The following is an 18,443-nucleotide window of genomic DNA, read 5'->3' as shown; positions in this document are numbered from 1 at the left end:
TCCTCGTCTCTTTTCTTCTTTCTCCGGAGACAGGCAGGGAACATCCCCGTTCTCCTGTCTCGCCCGGGCGTTTGCCACAGCTTATCACAATTAATTGACTTTGTCAATTATATTGGGTCAGAACAGCCCCTATTCCCACTTGCTATTTCTTCCCGGCCCCAGACCGGAAATCATTCTTTAAAATGGTCAAAATACCGTCCGCCCAGCCAGGCCGCGATCATCACCAAAACCGGCAGCAGCACCCAGGGGATCCCCTCTGGGTTCCGGGAATGAATGACCACCACAAAGAGCAGCACAGCGGCCGGCCCTATGAGCCGGTACAGCAGCCGCAGCCCGCGCCGCCGTTTCTCCGGGATCTCCTCCAGCTTTTCCCCCTTTCGGACGCAGTGCACCACTGCCCCGTACCGGGAAAACACCCGGTGGGCCTCATACTCCACCCCGTCCAGGGTAAACTCCGGATACATTCCCTCCTTTGTGACCACCAGCTCCCGCCCCTCCTTCTCTCCAAAAGCGAACAGGGCGTCTGTAAACTCCCTGGGGTTTAAGCACATGGTATCCGGCATAAAGGTGAAATACCGCTTTCCTTCATCCCTTGCCACCTGTTTAAAATCGCGGACAAAATCGTCAAAGAGGGCTCCCCGCGTCTCCTCCAGCTCCATCTGGGCGAGATATTCCTCCGCCTGCAATTCCTCCAGACAGCTGGCCTGAATGCGGCCGCAGAAATCCGCGGCATCCTTCAGCTGTTTCCGCTCCTCTTTCAGGGCCGACTGATGGGCGGCCAGAGCCGTTCCCAGCGTCACCTCTCCCTCCAGCACCCGGCGGATTTCCCCGATGGGCATTCCCAGTTTCCGCAGCAGCTTGATCTGAAACAGCCGTTTCACATCCTCGTCCCCGTACCGGCGGTAGCTGTTTTCCGGGTTCCGGCCCGGTTTCAGCAGTCCTTCCTTTTCATAGTATCGGATGTTCTGCCGGCTGATCCCGGTGCGTTTTTCCACATCTCCGATTCCCGTCATGTTTATCCCTCCCTCCTGTCTCCAGGATAAAGGTTCGAGCAGCTATAAGGTCAAGCCTTTTTGAAGAATTTCCCTCACTTTTTTCTCCTCCAGCTCCCAGACCGGCATCACCGGTTTCGGCTCCGGGCCGCAGACGCCGATTTTCTTCTCAAACCACACCACGTCCAGCCATTTCCCATTTTTATAGCCGGTGTTGCAAAACTCCCCGATCCGCTCAAAGCCCAGCCGCTGGTGCAGCCGCTCGCTCTTTGGATTGGGGGAAACCACGCAGGCGTAGGCGGTGCGCACCCCCTGGAGGGCCAAAAGCTCCATAAGGATCCGGTAAAGCCGGCCTCCCAGACCGGCAGCCGTATGCCCCTTGTCCAGATAAATGGAAAGCTCCGCGTCCCACTGATAGGCCGCCCGCTCAAAGGCCCTGTGGGCATAGGCGTAGCCCACCGCCCGTCCGTTCTCCTCGCAGACCAGATAGGGATAGCCCTCCCGGCGGATACTTCGGATCCTTCCCGCAAACTCCTCCTCTGACGGCAGGACGTATTCAAATGTAATGGGAGTGTCCATATACTGCCCGTAGATTCTAAGGAGCTCCCTGCTGTCCGTCTCCTCCGCAAACCGAATGATCATTTGAGCGCCTCCTGACCAGCGCCCGCTCCGGAAATATTCACCGGAGCCATAAGCACCTTTCCCGTGCCCCGGTACACGTTTACCAGGCCCTCGCCGGACACCGCGGAGCCGATCAGGGATTTTCCGGAACGCTCCACCGTAAACTGCAGGCTGCCGCTCCAGGCGATGGCCATGTTGCCGTCCACCTTCAGCACGTCGTTGTTCAGAGTGATCTCCACCAGCTCCTCCTTGGGAACCAGGGATTCCAGACAGACGATCCCGTTGCCCACCAGGGAGAGGTTAAACAGGCCCTCGCCGCCGGCTACGGCAGAGGAGAGGTTGGAGCGCATCACTGCCTTGTGTTTCAGACCGGACTCACAGGCCAGAAACAGGCCGTCGTCCAGCACGATGGAGCCGCCCCACTCCGCCACGTTCACCAGAATCAGATACTTGTAGGTGGGCTCTAACACCAGGGTCCCGTCTCCGGTATACTCCGGCTTGATGGCGGACTCGCCGCTGGCCTTGCCCCGCACGGCCTTTCCCAGCAGGTCGCCCACGCCCTTGATTCCCGTGGTGGCGTTCACATTTCCCACCATCCACTGCATGGCTCCCGCCTGCACCGTCACCGGGGATTTGCTTAACTGACAGACCACCTGGCGCTTTCTCACGTTCATAGCGTTGCTGAAATAGGCCGTCATGGCATTCTGAGGGGTCACGCTGAAATCCCGCTGGTATTCCACTACGGTAAACGCCCCCGCCGAATCCACAATTTTAATATCGTCATTGTCCAGAAAATTCCCGATCTGATACATAAGATTCCTCCTTATCCTCTGCTGTCTGCCTTATTTATGATACGGGGTTCCTCCTAAAATGCAGAAACCGCGGTACACCTGTTCCAAAAGCACCACCCGCATCAGCTGGTGGGGAAAGGTCATCCTGGAAAAGCTCAGTTTATAATCCGCCCGCCGCAGAACTTCCTCCGAAAGTCCCAGGGAGCCGCCGATGACAAACACCAGATGGCTGACGCCATTTAGCCCCAGCTTTCCCATCTTGTCCGCCAGCTCCTCGCTGGAGACCATCTCCCCCTGGATGGCCAGGGCGATCACGTAGGCCCCATCCTTAATCTGGGCCAGGATCCGTTTCCCCTCTTTTTCCTTGATCTGGCGCTCCACCGTCTCCGATGCCCCGTCCGGCGTTTTCTCATCCGCCACCTGGATCACCTCCAGCTTGCAGTAGCGCCCCAGGCGTTTGGCGTACTCCGCCACCGCCTGCTCGTAAAATTTTTCCTTCAGCCGTCCCACGGCCACCACCGTCACCCTCATGCGGGAAACTCCAGGATCATGTCGTACCACACGGCGCCCCCGTGGACGGAGTCCGACAGGCCCATGCTCCGGTAGCCGAATTTCTCATAATAGGGAATCAGCCGGTCCTTGCAGGTGAGGATCACGCCTTTGCGCCCCGCCTCTCTCGCCGACTGGATCATATGCTCCATCAAAGCCGCAGCCACTCCCTGGCGCCGCCGCTCCGGAATCACGTCCAGGCCGAAAATGCTCTGGTACGCCCCGTCCGGCCGGTGGAGTCCCGCGTCCTCAAACATCTCGTCGCAGATGGTCTTCCGGTCAGTGACGGCTCCGTTGATCATGCCGATCAGACGGCCATTCTCCTCCTCCGCCACGAAAAAGCACTCCGGAAAGGCGGCGATTCTCGCCTGAAAAGCCTCCGCCCCGGCCGCCTCCGCCGCCGGAAAGCACTCCGCCTCCACGGCGGTCACAGCCTGCAAATCCTTCATTGTCACGGTTCTGATATGATAATCCATGGTTCTTTTGTTCTCCTTACGCGCGAAAATAATAGCCTACGCCCCATTTGGTATGGACGTATTTGGGGTCGCTGGGGCTGGGCTCGATCTTTTCCCGCAGCCGCCGCACATGGACGTCCACCGTCCGCACGTCGCCGCTGTCCATGGCCTTGTTTCCCCACACGTAGGTGAGCAGGGCCTCCCTGCTGTACACCTTGTTGGGATTGCAGACCAAAAGCTCCAGAAGGTCAAACTCCTTCGCCGTCAGGTTGATCTCCTTCTCGCCGATGAATACCCGTCTCGCCTCCAGATCCATCTTCAGGTCTCCCACGGAAACCACCTTGTTCTCCTGTTTCTGACTGCCCCGGTTGCGCTTGGCATTCCGGCGCATGATGGCCCGGATTCTGGCCTTCAGCTCTAAGATATTGAAGGGCTTTGTCACATAGTCGTCCGCCCCGTACTCCAGCCCCAGGATCTTATCCATGTCGCTGCCCTTAGCGGTGAGCATGATAATGGGCATCTCGGAAAATTCCCGGATCGCCTGGCACACCTCATACCCGTCGTGTTTCGGCAGCATCACGTCCAGCAGCACGATGTCGTACTCCCTGGCCTTCGCCATATTGATGGCTTCCTCTCCGTCATACGCACAGTCCACTTCCATCCCGTCCTGCTCCAGGCTGAACCGGATTCCCTTCACAATCAATTTCTCGTCATCTACAACTAACGCTCTTGCCATAGTTCTCCCCTTGATTACACACTGATCTGATCTTTTATTTTTTCAAATGCCCCTTCCTTGATTCCGGGCACCTTCATAATGTCCTCTACAGATTGGAACCCTCCGTTTTCCTCCCGGTATTTGATAATATCCGCCGCCCTGGCCTCGCCGATCCCCGTCAGGGTCATCAGCTCCTGAGCGCCGGCCCGGTTGATGTTCACTTTGCCTGACGCCTCCTCCCCCGGCTGGGGCAAAAGGCCGCTCTGTACGTCCTCCACGGAGGGGACGTCGATCTTTAATCCATCCTCTGTGAGTTCTGCCAGGTTTAAATATTCAGAAGCCGCCTCATCCGTAAACCCGCCTGCGAGCTCCACGGCCTGAAAAACGCGGCTCCCCTCCAAAACTCTGTACACTCCCGGTTGTTTTACCTCCCCGCAGACGTGCACATAGTGATAAACAGGAGCCTGGGATTCTGTCTCGCTTTCAGTCAAGACAGTCTCTCCCAGGCTCTCCGCTTGCACCTCACTGATATTTTCTGAAATCCCGCCGCCTCCGCAGCTGTAGCAGATCCCTGCCACGGCCATCAGAATCACGGCCAAAAACGTCTTCCAATATGGTTTCTTCACGGTTTTTCGCCTCCTTTTTTCCGGCGCAAAAACCGTTCTCAGCCTGACAGTTCTATTTTACATAAAACCTGTCTGGAAATCAACTGCGAAAAATAATAATTCCCGCGATGGCCACGGCGGCTCCGATGGCCTTTTTCCACTCAAACGCCGCCCGCTCCACCCCGAACAGCCCGAAAAGCTCAATGCCATAAGCCACCAGAATCTGGGAAATGACAATGAGGAGCGCCGCCCTCGCCGGCCCCAGGCTCCCCATGCTCTTTATCACCGTGTAGGTGATAAACGCCCCCAGCACCCCGCCCGCCAGCATATACCGCGGCTCCACCTGCAAAAGGGCCGGGATGCTCTGCCTTCCGGAAAACAGCCAGGCTGCCACGCAAGTCAAAAAGGCGGTGAGCTGTACCCATCCGGCGGACACCCAGATGCTGGTCTGTTTCGTCACCTCCGTATTGAATACCCCCTGAACGCTCATCAGCGCCCCGGACAGCAGCGCAGTCAAAATTCCCCACATGATTAATCGTCCCTCCATCTCTTTATTTAGTTATTTTCTTCTATTTTCTGCATAAGCAGGGGAAATTATGCGGGAGCGGCCGGCGGCGGAAGGAAATCCGGCCGCTATATTTTATCTGGCATTTTCCGGAATCTCATGGTATTCTGGAAAAAAGGGGCGCAACAGCGCATACTCGCGCCGGGCGCGGCTACGCCAGCAGCCATATTCCTCTGCGCGGAGTGTGGCTCCTTGCGGAGCATTCTTATTTCACGGGAAACGCAGTTTCCTGTGAAATAACAAAAGGAGGGATCCATATGTTTCAGAACAAAGTTGTCATCGTAACCGGCGGAGCCAAGGGAATCGGCCGCTGCATCGCCGATCAGTTCCGGAAAAACCGCGCAAATGTGTGTATCATTGACCGCCAGCCAAACGACTATTTCACAGGGGATGTGGGGGATGAGGAAACCCTGGTGCAGTTTTCCCGGAAGGTGATCCAGGACTACGGAAAAGCAGACATCCTGATCAATAACGCTCTGCCGTTAATGAAAGGGATCACCGACTGTTCCTACGACGAATTCAACTACGCCCTGCGGGTGGGCGTGACGGCGCCTTTCTACCTGGCCAAGCTGTTTCTGCCCTATTTCGCTCCCGGCGCCTCCATCGTCAATATCTCCTCCTCCCGGGATCGGATGAGCCAGCCCCAGACGGAGAGCTACACGGCTGCCAAAGGCGGCATTTCCGCCCTCACCCACGCCCTGGCCGTGAGTCTCGCCGGAAACGTCCGCGTCAATTCCATTTCTCCCGGCTGGATCGACACCGGATTTGCTGAGTACACGGGAGCCGACGCCGCCCAGCACCCGGCGGGACGGGTGGGAAATCCCCTGGACATCGCCCACATGGTCCTCTTTCTCTGTTCCCCCCAGGCCGGGTTTATCACAGGGGAGAATATCTGCATCGACGGCGGCATGACGAAACAGATGATCTACCACAACGATTTCGGCTGGTCTCTGGAAGAACCATGATCAAGGAGGGAATACATTGTTTCAAAGGATTTTTTTGTTCTGTGGTGTGATAGGCGGACTGCTTTTATCCAGTTGTTCTTTGCCAAAAACGACGGAATATGTAAACCATACAGAGGCGGAGTCTAAGATGGAACGTACGGAGGAAATAGAGATCACAGAAACAGAGGATGCCTCCGTTTCCATGCCATTTGAAGTACAAATTGACAAAACAGCTCTGCAAATCAGAAAAGAGAAAGAAACGACGGTTATGATTACATCAAGCGTAGCCGATTGGGCTTTTGAAGTTTCCGCTGAGAATGGGAAAATATCGGATATGGGAAAGAATTCATTTACATATACGGTTCCCAAAGATGAAGACGAACGGGAAGATACCATTACAATACGATTAATGGATTATGAAAATGGCGCATTATACAGCTATAAAATTCCGCTTATTTTTCTTCCCACAGGGAAGTGATGCCCACGGCGGCAGAAGGCAATGCGCTGTGAAAGGATTCCTGCGCTGCACATATCCTTCCGCAGAAGTATGATTTGCGGTGCTAAAGTAGCGCGCAGGTATATGATTTTTTAATTTGTTATATAAGCCGCAGCAACTGAACTAATTCATGCCTGTTTCCCTCTAAATCTTTAACTATCTTTACATCAAACTCTCGGAAACCATTGCTGCGGTAAAAGTCAAGAAGTTTTCCACATCCAAATTTCCCGGACACGAAAAATCGGAGACAGCTGCCCGCAAATCAGCCTCTCCGATCCCCTCTGGATGATCCTGCGCCAGATATTCACGAATGTTAATATATGAAAATTTATCCATTCGCTTTTTTCTCCTTTGCCTTCATCATCAGCGCCTTAATCTCCTTCGGATCGGTCAGCTGCCTTGCAGATACTTCCCTGGAAGGCACATGGGCATTGGCTGATTCCTCCAAAGCATTTGCGAACGCCTCTACCTTATTCTTCCCTGTGATAACAAAATTTCTTGTAATACTCGAAGTTGCCATATGGGAACACCTCCTTCATTTCTAAAAAACTTCGTAATATCATCTCGTCACTTATATTTTATTCTATCCTTCCCTTTTGCGCAAATTAAATTTCTCGAAAGTCTTTCCAGGTTCACATCCGTTTCGTACCCAATGAATTTCCGCTACTCCTGTTTGAACGATTGCGTATCTCATTCTGCTGATTCTTTCTTGTTTCAAAAATGAATGAACACTATTCATTGACATTTCAAAAATAGATGCTATACTGATGGATAGAAAGGAGACAAATCCATGAGTACCAAAAAAGAACTCTCAAAATCTGCATTTAATCAGCAGGCCGCTACCTACGATAACCATATTAGAGGCCAGCACGCCCGCTCCCTTTATCCCGTCCTGCTGGAAAAACTGTCACATATTCCATACCACTCCGCGTTGGATTTGGGATGCGGGACGGGCGAAATGCTGAAACTCATTTTGCAGGAAGACGCCCAAAAAGAATTATGGGGCATTGATTTGGCCGAAGAAATGTTAGCTGCCGCAAAATCGAAACTCCCGGAAACCGTTCCGTTATTCTTAGGAGACAGCGAGTCGCTCCCATTTCCGGATAACACATTTGACGTTGTGTACTGCAACGATTCCTTCCATCACTATCCGGCACCGCGGAACGTATTAAGGGAAGTACATCGTGTATTGAAACCAGGCGGCACATTCCTCATGGGCGATTGCTGGCAGCCCGCTGTGGGACGCATGATCATGAATTTTTATATGCGGCACAGCAAAGAAGGGGATGTAAAAATTTACTCCGAAACGGAGCTCGTTTCCATGCTTTCCGAATATTTTCACCATGTATCATGGGAGCGGATGGGAAACACCGCTTGTATTGCTATGGGGGAAAAGCCCGCGGATGGGGCAGCGTAAACGGGACAGCAGGCCAGATGTTTTTACGTCATAGTCAAAATGACTGATATTCACTCATTGCTTTTTTAACGCAGTCGTGCTATCATTAAGAAGAAAGGAGGTTCAGACTATGCGGATTACCAAGGAGCCAGAAGTACGCAGGCAGGAGATTTTAGATACCGCCCTCAAATTGTTCGGGGAAAACGGGTATGAGAAAACCTCGATCACAGACATAGCGAAAGCGATCGGTGTGGCACAGGGTCTGTGCTATCGCTATTTTCCGTCCAAAGAGGCACTGTTTGACAGCGCCCTGGAACAATACGCCGATGTCCTGGTGGAGCCGTTTGCCGGCGCTGAAAAGGACAGCCACAAGACCCTGCGGCAGATAATTGAAGATATGCCTGCCACTATGGAAGAACGGGACACAAAATACTATTCCGTTTTTCACGGAGCGGAAAACAAAAAATTCCACGATCAGCTCTCCTTAAAAGTCTGTGAGAAGTTGGTTCCCCTGGTAGAGAACCTGCTGTACCGTGCCCGGCAAAACGGCGAAATCCAGTTTGACGATTTGCAGACCGCCGCGGCGTTTTGCGTGTATGGACAGCTTGGCATCTTGCTGGCGGACCATCTGACCCAGGAAGATAAGTCAAAACGGATCCGGGAGTTTCTTATCTACGCACTTCATCTTTGAACAATCCCCCCGCTTTGGAACGGGGGATTTTCAAGGCCCATGAAATGAATAGCTTTCATTCAATAAAGGAGGAACTATTATGAATCACCCATCGCGTTTCGGAACCATAAACGAATACTACCATTTCATTCATGGCAGTTGATCCCCCTCATATGGTAATTGACTGCCTGTGTGGCAGCTTTATATAACAGCTCATTTATGAATAATGTTCATTCAAAAGAAAGGAAGATTTACTATGCCGACAAATATGGACTTTATAAGCGGAAACACAAAGCGCTGTCTGATGGCCATGGCGCTCCCGATGATTGCCGCTATGTTTCTTAACATGATGTATAACCTTGTAGACAGCCTGTGGATCGGAAATCTCCTCGGCGAAACGGCCTATGCCGCTTTGACAAATTCCACTCCCATCATTCTGATTTTGACTTCCGTCGCGATGGGAGCGGCGAATGGCGTGTCCATTTTGATCTCCCAGGCGGTTGGCGCAAAGGACAGGAAGAAAACTGAACATTTGATTGCCACCTCCTTCTGCGCCGCAGTGGTGTGTTCCCTTCTCGTGACCATTCTCCTTGAGGTTTTTCTTCCGGGAATTTTAGACGCTTTGAACACTCCAGCGGAAACGTATGATATGGCGTACAGCTATCTGGCGATTTATGTCCTTGGGTATTTGGCGGTCTGCCTTTACCTCTACTTTACCGCGGTTCTGCGCAGCTTTGGCAATTCCATGTTTCAGGCAGCCGCGATGCTGGTGTCAACGATTTTAAACGCCATTCTCGATCCCATTTTTATTGCCTTCATGGGGTTTCACGGCGCGGCCATTGCGACTCTGCTCTCTCAAACCATCTGCCTGCTGTTTATGCTGGTCTATCTGAAAAAGAAAAAATGGTTCGCGATCAGACTCTCCGCGTTCGATCGGAATGACGTTCTGCAGCTGATCCAAAAAGCAATTCCCTCTGTCATCCAGCAGAGCATTCCGGCAATCAGCACGACTTTCCTTACGGCCCTTGTCAGCACCTACAGCGTCACGGCAATCGCGGCCTATGGAGTGACCGGAAAGCTGGAAACCATTCTGTTCTACCCGGCGATGGCTTTGAATATGGTCTTGACTGTCATTATCGGGCAGTGTACCGGCGGCGCGCGGTATGACCGGGCAAAAGACTATCTAAAATGCGCGTTGGGATACGGCTGCGGCCTGCTTGTGATCCTCTCTGTTTTGGTCATCGGCTTTTCCAGGCAGCTTTCCGGCCTGTTCGTGAAAAGCGGGGATGTGGCGGGCATTGTGGGGACATATTTTTTGATTGTCAGTGTGGGATATGTTCTCAACACGGTCACAAATTGCTGCCTGGGCGTCCTCAATGGGATGGGAAAGCCCGCAAAAAGTATGTTCTTGATGATCTTCTATTATATTGTGGTTCGGATGCCCCTGGCCTATTTGCTTTCTTATCTGGGATGTGGGCTTAATGGGATTTGGGCGGCGGTACTGGTCAGCCATGTGGTCGCCAGTGCCGCAGCCGGTATCTCCGCAGCGGTATCCTTCAAACGCCGGACAAATACTATCTAATTCCATTTGATTTGGAAACTGGCGGCGCGCGCCGCCAGGCACATGGAAAGGCGCGTGTCATAGGGAAAGCAGCCTCCCATGACAAAAAACGGGAAAAGACCGCTCTCAGTCCTTTCCCGTTTCCCCTATTTCCTCTGTTTCATCCGCCGTTTCCCTTTCCGGCGGCTGAGACCGGCGCGTTACCGCTTTTCGTTCCTTTTTAACGCCGCCCGCACCAGGTGCTCCGCCAGCACCGCCGTGGTCACGCCGCCCACGCCGCCAGGCACCGGGGTGACCATGGAGGCCTTCTCCGACACGGAGGAAAACTCCATGTCCCCGCAGAGATTTCCCTCCTCGTCCACGTTAATGCCCACGTCCACCGCCACAGCCCCCTCGGCCAGAAAATCGCCGGTGATCATACCGGCCCGTCCGGCGGCGGCCACCAGGATCTCCCCCTGGCGGCAGACTTCCTCCAGGTTTTTCGTCCTGGTGTGGCAGACCGTTACCGTGGCGTTTTCTTTTAAAAGCAGCATGGCCAGGGGGCGTCCCACCACCATGCTGCGGCCCACGATCACCGCCCGTTTTCCCTCTATGGGAATTTCATAGCCCTTCAGCATCCGGATCACCGCCTCCGCCGTGCAGGGGGCAAAGCCCGTCTCATCCCCGGAGAACACCTTGGCGATGTTTTCCGGGCTGATGCCGTCCAAATCCTTGGCCGGGTCGATGAGCCGCTCGATCTCCTTCTCGTCCAGCTGAGGCGGCAGGGGCCGGAGCAGCAGAATCCCGTCAATCCCTGGATCTTTGTTGATCTTCTCAAACTCCTTCCGGAATTCCTCCATGGAAATATCCGACGGATAGGAACGGCTTACTCCCTGTAAGCCAAATTTTTTCATCCTGGCCAGGGCGCTCCGCTCGTAAGAGAGATCGTCCGGCCGCTCTCCCACCCGGACCACCGCCAGGGTGGGCACGAAACCGTCCAGCTCTCTCAGTTTCTCCTCTACTTCCGCCTGAATCCCGGCGGATACCGCCGCTCCTTTTAATACGATCATGTCATCTCTCCTTCAGTCTTTCCATTACCCGGCTGTAAATGCCGTCCGCTGTCTCTGTCCCCTTCCAAATCAGTTCCTCCGCCCGGCGGTTCAGTTCTTCTGCCCGCTCTCTGTCCGCCATGGATTTTGTATTGATGAACACGTTCATGGCCGCTCCCGTGATAGCCGTCCGGATAAACTGAACCGCCACTCCCACGTCGCTCACCGCCATGACGCTGCCTTTTTGTTCCAGGACCTCCAGAATCTCCAGCATTTCCATGCCAGTGGCCATCACCTCCAGAGGCACCAGGCTGGCCCCGTGAAGGCAGCCCTCCATCACCTGCTCCTTATACACCTTTTCCTCCTCCGTGCCGGACGGCAGGCGGTAGGCCTCCGCCAGGGGGGCAAACACCCGCTCGTCCTCCTCTGCCAGCTCCATAAACCGCGCCTGCAGCTCTCCCATACGGTCCAGAAGCCTGATGATTTCCGGTTCCCACTGGGCGTATTTCTTCTTCCCAATGGTCAGGTTCGCCACCATCTGCCCCAGGCCGTTTCCGATGGCCCCGCCTATGGCAGAGGCGCCTCCGCCTCCCGGCACCGGCGCTTTGGAGGAAAGTTTCTCCAGATATGCTATGAATTCCATTTTTTCTTCTCCTTTTTCCCGCGGACCGCCCGTCCGAAAACGGCGCAGGCCGCCACAATCAGCACACAGCCCGCGGTGATCAGCGCTCCCAGGCGCAGGCCCTGAGGCTCATAGGACATTTCCACCGTGTGGCTCCCCTCCGGCAGCTCTACGGTCAGAAACGTGTCAAACAGTTTCCTCGTCTCCGTCTCCTCCCCGTCCACAAGCACCGTCCACCCCTTGTCGTAGGGGATGCTGGTGTAGAGAAGTCCCGGCTGATCCATGTGAATGCTGCCCTTTAAGGTGGTGTCGGTCCACTCCGTGAGCACCCACTCGTTCTGCGCCAGAATATTGTAAACGGCGCTCAAAGCCTCGTCGTTAAACCGGTAGATCCTGGCCTTTAAGTCGGTTCCGGAAGGATCCTCGCAGGTGAGCACAATCTCCTCCCCCGGCTGGCAGCGGCCAAGCTCCAGAAGGTATCCCCGGTTCACATTGTCGTAGGTGGTGCTCTCCTCGCCCCAGGCCACCTTCACCTTTTTCGCCTGGCGGTTGGTGATATAGGCGTAGTAGTCCGCCTCCGCCTCCACGGTGTAGGCATACGTCCCGCCGCCGTCCTCGCCGTACACCTCCTCTAGCACCCAGGGCGTTCCCAGAACGGTGCACAGATCGTTCTGCACATCCGCCGGGTTCCCCAGATCCAGCTGCCAGTTGTCCTCCAGATCCATGGAAATGCCAAAACCCAGAGGCAGGGTGTACTCTTTCCGGTACAGCCAGGTGTCTCCCTCCTGGCCTGCCAAAGTCAGCAGGGGATTGGCCCCCTGGTTCCAGGAGTAGAGCCCGTAGCGGATGGAAAACAGGGAGTCCACCAGAGGCGTACTTCCCTCAATGCTGTAGGCATTGGTGGACGCCTCACAGCCCAGTTTTTTGAAAAGATCCGTCATATCCGCGTTTGCCGTGGAGGAAAACAGGGAAACCGTGGGGAAATTCATCCACGCCCCATCATTTTTCGTCTTTCCGTCCACCTTCTCAATGCGGTAGAAGGTATCCGCCGGCGTCAGCCCCGCCACCAGATCCCTCACGTCCTCGTTGTCCTTTACGTAGGCCGTGCGGCTGGTGGTGGTCACGCTGGTGGCCGTGGTATTCACCGCCGCCTCCACCGACACCACCGCCAGAGCCAGCAGCACCAGCACGCCCCCGTTTACCGTCCCCTTTTGCCGCAGGTAAATCAGTCCGGCGTACAGGGCCAGGAACAGGACAGCCACGTAAAACACGATGAAATGGAAGGCGTCGTCCGTCACCGTCTGCTCCGCCAAAAGCACAAAGCAGACGGAGCCCCAGAAGGCGATCACCACGTGTTTCCAGGGCGTTTCCTCCAGGTACATATAGGCCCGGTAGCAGATCACCAGCATGAGAAACACGTAAATGAAGGACTGGCGGCAGGGCAGGCTGTTGGGGTAGTGAAAGCCGTGCCAGATAAAGTTCAATACGTTGATGGAGAAACTGGCGAAGAACACCATAAGCAGGGTGCAGTACACCGCCTTCTCCTTTATGGAAATCTTCCGGCTGGCCAGGTAAAGCAGGAAAAACAGGAACACCGCCACGCCGCAGTAAATATTCGGCCAGTGATCCAGTCCCACCTCCACCTCCACGTTGGCAATGTGGCGGGCCAGCATATCAATAATGGAAAAATAGCTCTCAAAGGTCTTGGGGAAATTCACATCCCCGGAGGCCGTCATCTGCAGGGCATATACCTCCGGCAGCAGCACCACCGCCGCCATTCCTCCGGCTAACAGGGAGTACACCCCAAACCGCAGGCAGGCCGCCGCCACCCCCTTCAGCCGTTTCCGCCGTTCCAGCACCAGCAGGCACAGGAAGTAAATCACCATGAAAATGCAGGTCATGATGGAAATATAGTAATTGGAAAGGATGGAAAGCCCCAGGGTCACGCAGTAGAGCAGGCCCTTCTTCTCCTTTACCAGCTGTTCCGCCCCCAGCATCACCAGGGGAAACAGCCAGATGCAGTCCAGCCACATAATATTCCAGCTGTAGGCCGCCATATACCCGGACAGCGCGTAAAAAATCCCGAAAAACGCCGTCCCGAAGTCCCTGGTCCCGCAGTGTTTCCGCAAATACCAGGCAAAGGTCAGGCCGGAGAGGCCGATCTTCAGCACGATCATGTAGGTCATGAATTCAATGATGAATCCCTTCGGGCAGAGGATGATCAGCCAGTTCACCGGGCTGGCCAGGTAATAGGCGTAGAGGGCCGCGAAGTTCACCCCGCCCCCCACGTTCCAGCTGTAGAGCAGGCTGCCGCCGTTTCTCAGCTTGTCATGAAACTCTGAGAAAAAGGGGGCGTACTGGTGGTACATATCTGTCCGCAGAAAGCTGTTGTCCCCGAAGGGAAAAATCCTTCTCTGGATAAAGATGATCAGCATAATGATCACCGGCACCCAAAAGGCCGCAAGGAGGCCGTCCATGGGGCGCAGCAAACCGCGCCCCGCCTCTTTTGCCGCCTTTTCCCCGTTAAATCCCTTAGCCCTCCTGCTGTGTCCCGCCGCCGTCACAGGGCGGGGCTTTTCCGGCTCCGTCCCAGGCCCTGCCGGGCCGTTTCCAAACCGGGAAACCGGGGCGCCCCCGTAAGACGGCTGTGTCTCCTGGCCCGCCTCTGCCTCCCGTTCTGCGGTGGTTTCACAGGCTGCCGCGGTTTTTCTGGCCGCCATTTTTTCCCGTTCTGCTACGGTTTCTTTAGCTGTCGCGATTTCTCTGGCCGCCATTTTTTCCCGGGCTGCTGCGGTTTCTCTGGCTGTCGCGGTTTCTCTGGCCGCCATTTTTTCCCGGGCTGCCGCCCTGGAACGGCTCCGGATTCCGGATGAGCGTTCCCCGGCTGACGTCCCGCTCTGCCGCAGGTTTCGGCCGCCCCGGGACGGCTCCTGGCTTACGCCGGCCGCTTTCTGGCCGCTCTCATTTTCCGGCGGCGTCCCGATCCCGCGCCCGCGATCTGTCCCGCTGTCGGGAAGGCGGTCCTCCAGCTCCCTGGCGGCCGCGCCGGCCTCTGAAAGGGATTCCGCTCCGGTTTCGCCGGTTTCCCCGGGCACATCGCGCTCCGCCGGTTCCGAAACGGCGTCCGTCCCGTCCTGCCCGGCTTTCCCTTCTTCCGTCTTTTCCTCCGAAACCTCCCGTTCCGGCTCCCCGCCGGCCTCCAGCCGGAACCAGTCCTCGTCCAGCTCCTCCAAAATCAGCTCCTCCAGCTCCCCGCTCCCGTCCACCGGAAACGCTCCGCCGTCCTTTCTTTCCTTTTCCATCGCTCTTTTCTCCATAATCCCCAGAATCCTGTCCAGCTCTCTGGAAACCTGTCCGTGCCCTTCCTCTTTCATATTACGTTCTCTCCGATGACTTCTTCCTGAATATGATCAGCTTGCTAAACCCGTAGTTCAGCACGAGGGAAATGGCGGAGACCACCACCTTGCAGATCATGTCCTGCCGGATGCCGATGCCGTCCACCATGACCACCATGGCCACATAGGTAAAGACTGCCGTAAACAGCCGGCAGGCAAAAAAGCTTGTGATCTCCCTGATCAGATACCTGATATGGAAATTTAAGTTTTCAAACACAAAGATCTTGTTCGTCACGTAGGCGAACAGGATCGCCAGAAACTGGCTGAGCGCCGTCGCTGCCCGGTAGCCCAGGGGGCCGCGCATAAACGCGTAGGAGATCCAGTCCACCAGGGTAGTCAGCACCCCGAAAATAAAGTAGGAAACCGTCTCCCGGTTCACCAGCTTTGCCTTCCATTTTTCCATCATCTGTCCTCTGCTCCTCTTTCTGGTTATTTTAATATAGCTTCCTGTCCTTGTAAAGCCTTCCGGCGGGAATGCCCCGGCCTATTCCGCCATCATCCACTGCTCCATTCCCGCCGAATAGTGCAGCTGTCCGTCGTCGGTGATAAACACGCCCCAGGCGTTGTCCAGGGAGTCCAAAAGCTCCATCCCCTTCTCCAGCCCTAAGGAAAAGCAGGCGGTGCTCAGCCCGTCCCCGTCCACCGACTGGGTGGACAGGATGGATACCGCCGTCAGCCCGTTTTCATAGGGATAGCCGGTGGACGGATTCAGAATGTGGTGATAGTTTACCCCGTCTTTCTCAAAATGACGCTCATAGACGCCGGAGGAGACCACGGACATATTCTCCACTCTCACCGTTCCCACCGTCTCGCTGTAGCCGGCGTAGGGGCGCTGAAGGCCGATGCGGAAGGGCTGCCCGTTGGGATTTTTGCCCAGGCAGAGCACGTTTCCCCCCAGATTGATGATGGCGCTCTCCACGCCCTGTTCCATCAGATAGTCCTTCATCCGGTCGGCGATATAGCCTTTGGCGATGGCCCCCAGGTCAATGCGGGTCTCGTCGTCGGAAAACAGGATCCGGTCCCCGGAAACAGCGATCCTCTCATACCCCACCTTCGGCAGGTTTTCCCGGATCTCCTCCCCGTCCGGCACCTGGGGCTCCTGGGCCGTAAAATCCCACAGGGAGCTTAAGGGCTCCACGGTGATGTCAAAGGCACCGCCGGAGAGCTGGCTGTAGTACAGCCCCTTTTCAATTACCTCCGCCGTCTCCCCGGAAACCTCCATCTCCCGCGTCCCCGCCGGCCGGTGGTTGATCTGATACACCTCGCTGGTCTCTATGGTACGGCTAAGCAGCCCTTCGTACTCCCGGCACAGCTCCATGCACCCGTCCAGGATGTTCTCGTTCTCCGTGTCATAGAGGGTGACCGTCACAAATGTGTTTAACAAAAACCCGGAACGGCTCACCGGCTCCGCCGGCCTCCCGCAGCCCGCCAACACAAACGCCGCCCCAAGGGCCAGCCCCAGGACAGCTCCCATCTTTTTTCTCACCAATCTGCGCACTCCTTTTCTCTCATAACCGCTTACCCACGGGGAGCCATATGGCAACCCTCTGCCCAGGGAGCAGGCTCCCCCGCGGCATTTTCCCATATGGTTCCACGAGACAGACACCAGGCATGAATCGCTCGACGGCCAGCAGCCGTTCGCGTCAGCCCGCTCCGCAGCATCCGCCAAATGATGAATTTGTAAATGGCGCAGCAAAACGGTTACGTTCTGTCATTATATTTCTGCAATAAATGCTGGATTTTTTATAGTAATAATGATATATTATACCCATAATCTTTTTGGTATCAATGCGAGGATTTCTATATGAAGATCAAGCAACTTTATACATTCAAGACTGTCTGCGAGGAGGAGAGCATCACAAAGGCGGCAGAACGGCTCTCCACCACCCAGCCGGCCATCTCCCGCACCATCAGCGAGCTGGAGGAAACCCTGGGCACCCAGCTTTTTGACCGCACCGCCCGCAAGGTGGTCTTAAATGAGGCGGGCCAGCTCTTTCTCTCCAAGGTGATCCCTCTCCTGGACCTGTATGAGGATCTGGAGCGCGGATTCCAGGGCATGGACGTAAAATCTGTCCTGAAGGTGGGCGCCACCCCTTCGGTGGCCGGCTCCATCCTGCTGCAGGTGCTGGAGAAATTCCAGGCCAGCCACAGCGACGTCCAGGTGAAGGTCACCGTGGACAGCGAGACGGAGCTGGAACGCCAGCTCCTCCAGCGCAAAATCGACATGGCTCTCACGGAAGGGATGTCCGACGACGAGCATTTCGTCAAGGTTCCCGTCTCCTCCGAGCCTCTGGCCGTGGTCTGCGCCCCTCACCTTCCCATCGCCTCCGCCGGGCTTATCACGGCCCCGGAGCTGGCAAAGCAGCCCCTCCTGTTAAAGGAGCCGGGCAGCATGGTGCGCCAGATCGTGGACAGCGCCTTTTTATTCTTCAACCTGTCTGTCTCCCCCGCGTGGACGAGCATCAGCTCCGCCGCCCTCTTAAAGGCAGCCAGAAAGGGAATCGGCGTCGCCATTCTCCCCAGAACCCTGGCGGAGAAGGACCTGGCGGAAGGCACTCTCACCGAGCTGGAGGTGGAGGACTTCAACTTAAGCTGCACCACCCACGTCACCTTCCTTCAGGACAAATACCAGACTGTGGCCTTCCAGGCCTTTGTGAACGTGATCCTCTTTTCCGTCACATAGCTCCTGATTGGAAATAATCCCGACGATTTTCGGATCGCCGGGATTTTTTATTTAACAGGAAACTTCGTTTCCTGTTAAAGAACAATGCTCCGCAAGGAGGCACACTCCGCGCAAAGGAAAATGGCTGCTGACGCAGCCGCGCTCCGGCGCGAGTGTGCGCCAAGCGCACACTTTTTTATATCCGATGCCAGGGCCAGACGGCCAACCATCCCACGCAGGCCCGCCTGCCGGAGGAGGTTTGACCATAAGGCCCTCATGTCTGTGTCACTAAAACGCTTCAAGAATGGATTTCCGCAAAAACGGGATTTACAGGATTCCCGCAAAAAACAGGACCGTAAAGGACCGTGAAATCCGC

Annotated in this window: 21 protein-coding genes; 6 read left to right on the top strand and 15 right to left on the bottom strand. The window is 55.5% G+C overall.

All coding sequences use genetic code 11. The features are described from left to right. Positions 1-170: 170 nt before the first annotated feature. The 8 genes from B5E84_RS02970 to B5E84_RS02935 form a co-directional block, all read right to left on the bottom strand. Positions 171-1,013, bottom strand: coding sequence for a MerR family transcriptional regulator (locus B5E84_RS02970; protein ID WP_087219010.1), 843 nt, complete (start codon positions 1,011-1,013; stop codon positions 171-173). A 42-nt stretch (positions 1,014-1,055) separates the two neighbouring features. Next, positions 1,056-1,634 (bottom strand): GNAT family N-acetyltransferase, encoded by a 579-nt coding sequence (locus B5E84_RS02965; protein WP_087219007.1) that lies wholly within the window; start codon positions 1,632-1,634, stop codon positions 1,056-1,058. Then, the gene (locus B5E84_RS02960; RefSeq protein ID WP_087219005.1) at positions 1,631-2,425 is read right to left on the bottom strand and encodes an AIM24 family protein; all 795 of its coding nucleotides are present in this window, start codon (positions 2,423-2,425) and stop codon (positions 1,631-1,633) included. Before B5E84_RS02960 ends, B5E84_RS02965 begins: the two co-directional genes overlap by 4 nt. A 30-nt stretch (positions 2,426-2,455) precedes the next feature. After that, on the bottom strand, positions 2,456-2,935 hold the full coding sequence (gene rlmH / locus B5E84_RS02955) for a 23S rRNA (pseudouridine(1915)-N(3))-methyltransferase RlmH (protein WP_087219002.1): 480 nt from the start codon (positions 2,933-2,935) through the stop codon (positions 2,456-2,458). Beyond that, a complete protein-coding gene (locus B5E84_RS02950; RefSeq protein WP_087218999.1) occupies positions 2,932-3,429 on the bottom strand; it encodes a GNAT family N-acetyltransferase in 498 nt (165 codons plus the stop codon). The genes rlmH and B5E84_RS02950 overlap by 4 nt, the downstream gene beginning before the upstream one ends. A gap of 16 nt (positions 3,430-3,445) precedes the next feature. Continuing rightward, on the bottom strand, positions 3,446-4,144 hold the full coding sequence (locus tag B5E84_RS02945) for a response regulator transcription factor (RefSeq protein ID WP_087218996.1): 699 nt from the start codon (positions 4,142-4,144) through the stop codon (positions 3,446-3,448). 14 nt (positions 4,145-4,158) lie between these two features. Beyond that, positions 4,159-4,749 (bottom strand): helix-hairpin-helix domain-containing protein, encoded by a 591-nt coding sequence (locus B5E84_RS02940; RefSeq protein WP_242963242.1) that lies wholly within the window; start codon positions 4,747-4,749, stop codon positions 4,159-4,161. A gap of 79 nt (positions 4,750-4,828) precedes the next feature. After that, the gene (locus B5E84_RS02935; RefSeq protein ID WP_087218993.1) at positions 4,829-5,257 is read right to left on the bottom strand and encodes a DMT family transporter; all 429 of its coding nucleotides are present in this window, start codon (positions 5,255-5,257) and stop codon (positions 4,829-4,831) included. A 293-nt stretch (positions 5,258-5,550) separates the two neighbouring features. On the opposite strand from B5E84_RS02935, the gene B5E84_RS02930 reads away from it, so the two are divergent. Together B5E84_RS02930 and B5E84_RS02925 are read left to right on the top strand one after the other, a co-directional pair. Then, the gene (locus tag B5E84_RS02930) at positions 5,551-6,258 is read left to right on the top strand and encodes an SDR family oxidoreductase (RefSeq protein ID WP_087218990.1); all 708 of its coding nucleotides are present in this window, start codon (positions 5,551-5,553) and stop codon (positions 6,256-6,258) included. Positions 6,259-6,385: 127 nt separating this feature from the next. Continuing rightward, positions 6,386-6,715, top strand: coding sequence for a hypothetical protein (locus tag B5E84_RS02925; protein ID WP_143469160.1), 330 nt, complete (start codon positions 6,386-6,388; stop codon positions 6,713-6,715). A 180-nt stretch (positions 6,716-6,895) separates the two neighbouring features. Here the strand turns inward: B5E84_RS02925 and B5E84_RS20545 are convergent, their stop codons facing one another. Then, complete coding sequence (locus tag B5E84_RS20545) at positions 6,896-7,069, bottom strand: hypothetical protein (protein ID WP_162612794.1); 174 nt, start codon at positions 7,067-7,069, stop codon at positions 6,896-6,898. After that, positions 7,062-7,253, bottom strand: a complete 192-nt coding sequence (locus tag B5E84_RS02920; RefSeq protein ID WP_087218984.1) for a hypothetical protein — start codon at positions 7,251-7,253, stop codon at positions 7,062-7,064. Before B5E84_RS02920 ends, B5E84_RS20545 begins: the two co-directional genes overlap by 8 nt. Before the next feature lie 270 nt (positions 7,254-7,523). Here B5E84_RS02920 and B5E84_RS02915 point away from each other — a divergent pair, with 270 nt between their 5' ends. The 3 genes from B5E84_RS02915 (at position 7,524) to B5E84_RS02905 (ending at position 10,381) form a co-directional block, all read left to right on the top strand. Continuing rightward, positions 7,524-8,150 (top strand): class I SAM-dependent methyltransferase, encoded by a 627-nt coding sequence (locus B5E84_RS02915; RefSeq protein WP_087218981.1) that lies wholly within the window; start codon positions 7,524-7,526, stop codon positions 8,148-8,150. Between the two features lie 109 nt (positions 8,151-8,259). After that, on the top strand, positions 8,260-8,820 hold the full coding sequence (locus B5E84_RS02910) for a TetR/AcrR family transcriptional regulator (protein WP_087218978.1): 561 nt from the start codon (positions 8,260-8,262) through the stop codon (positions 8,818-8,820). 235 nt (positions 8,821-9,055) lie between these two features. Beyond that, positions 9,056-10,381: an MATE family efflux transporter gene (locus tag B5E84_RS02905; RefSeq protein WP_087218975.1), complete on the top strand. Its 1,326-nt coding sequence runs from the start codon at positions 9,056-9,058 to the stop codon at positions 10,379-10,381. Between the two features lie 179 nt (positions 10,382-10,560). Here B5E84_RS02905 and B5E84_RS02900 read toward each other — a convergent pair whose 3' ends face one another. From B5E84_RS02900 to B5E84_RS02880, 5 genes are all read right to left on the bottom strand, one after another. Next, positions 10,561-11,409: a bifunctional 5,10-methylenetetrahydrofolate dehydrogenase/5,10-methenyltetrahydrofolate cyclohydrolase gene (locus B5E84_RS02900; protein WP_087218972.1), complete on the bottom strand. Its 849-nt coding sequence runs from the start codon at positions 11,407-11,409 to the stop codon at positions 10,561-10,563. 1 nt (position 11,410) lies between these two features. Then, positions 11,411-12,031 carry a cyclodeaminase/cyclohydrolase family protein gene (locus tag B5E84_RS02895; protein ID WP_087218969.1) on the bottom strand — a complete coding sequence of 207 codons (621 nt, stop codon included), beginning with the start codon at positions 12,029-12,031 and terminating at the stop codon, positions 11,411-11,413. Further along, positions 12,019-14,838 carry a YfhO family protein gene (locus B5E84_RS02890; RefSeq protein WP_442911384.1) on the bottom strand — a complete coding sequence of 940 codons (2,820 nt, stop codon included), beginning with the start codon at positions 14,836-14,838 and terminating at the stop codon, positions 12,019-12,021. Before B5E84_RS02890 ends, B5E84_RS02895 begins: the two co-directional genes overlap by 13 nt. 547 nt (positions 14,839-15,385) lie before the next feature. Next, entirely contained in the window at positions 15,386-15,811 is a 426-nt protein-coding gene (locus B5E84_RS02885) for a GtrA family protein (RefSeq protein ID WP_087218966.1), read from the bottom strand. 78 nt (positions 15,812-15,889) lie between these two features. Continuing rightward, positions 15,890-16,879, bottom strand: coding sequence for an FAD:protein FMN transferase (locus B5E84_RS02880; RefSeq protein ID WP_087219206.1), 990 nt, complete (start codon positions 16,877-16,879; stop codon positions 15,890-15,892). 330 nt (positions 16,880-17,209) lie between these two features. On the opposite strand from B5E84_RS02880, the gene B5E84_RS02875 reads away from it, so the two are divergent. Continuing rightward, positions 17,210-18,088 carry a LysR family transcriptional regulator gene (locus tag B5E84_RS02875; protein WP_087218963.1) on the top strand — a complete coding sequence of 293 codons (879 nt, stop codon included), beginning with the start codon at positions 17,210-17,212 and terminating at the stop codon, positions 18,086-18,088. The last annotated feature ends 355 nt before the right edge of the window (positions 18,089-18,443 follow it).

Source organism: Lachnoclostridium sp. An14 (genome assembly GCF_002160755.1).
Classification (GTDB): Bacteria; Bacillota; Clostridia; order Lachnospirales; family Lachnospiraceae; genus Lachnoclostridium_A.
This window is presented reverse-complemented; position numbering and strand designations above follow the sequence as displayed.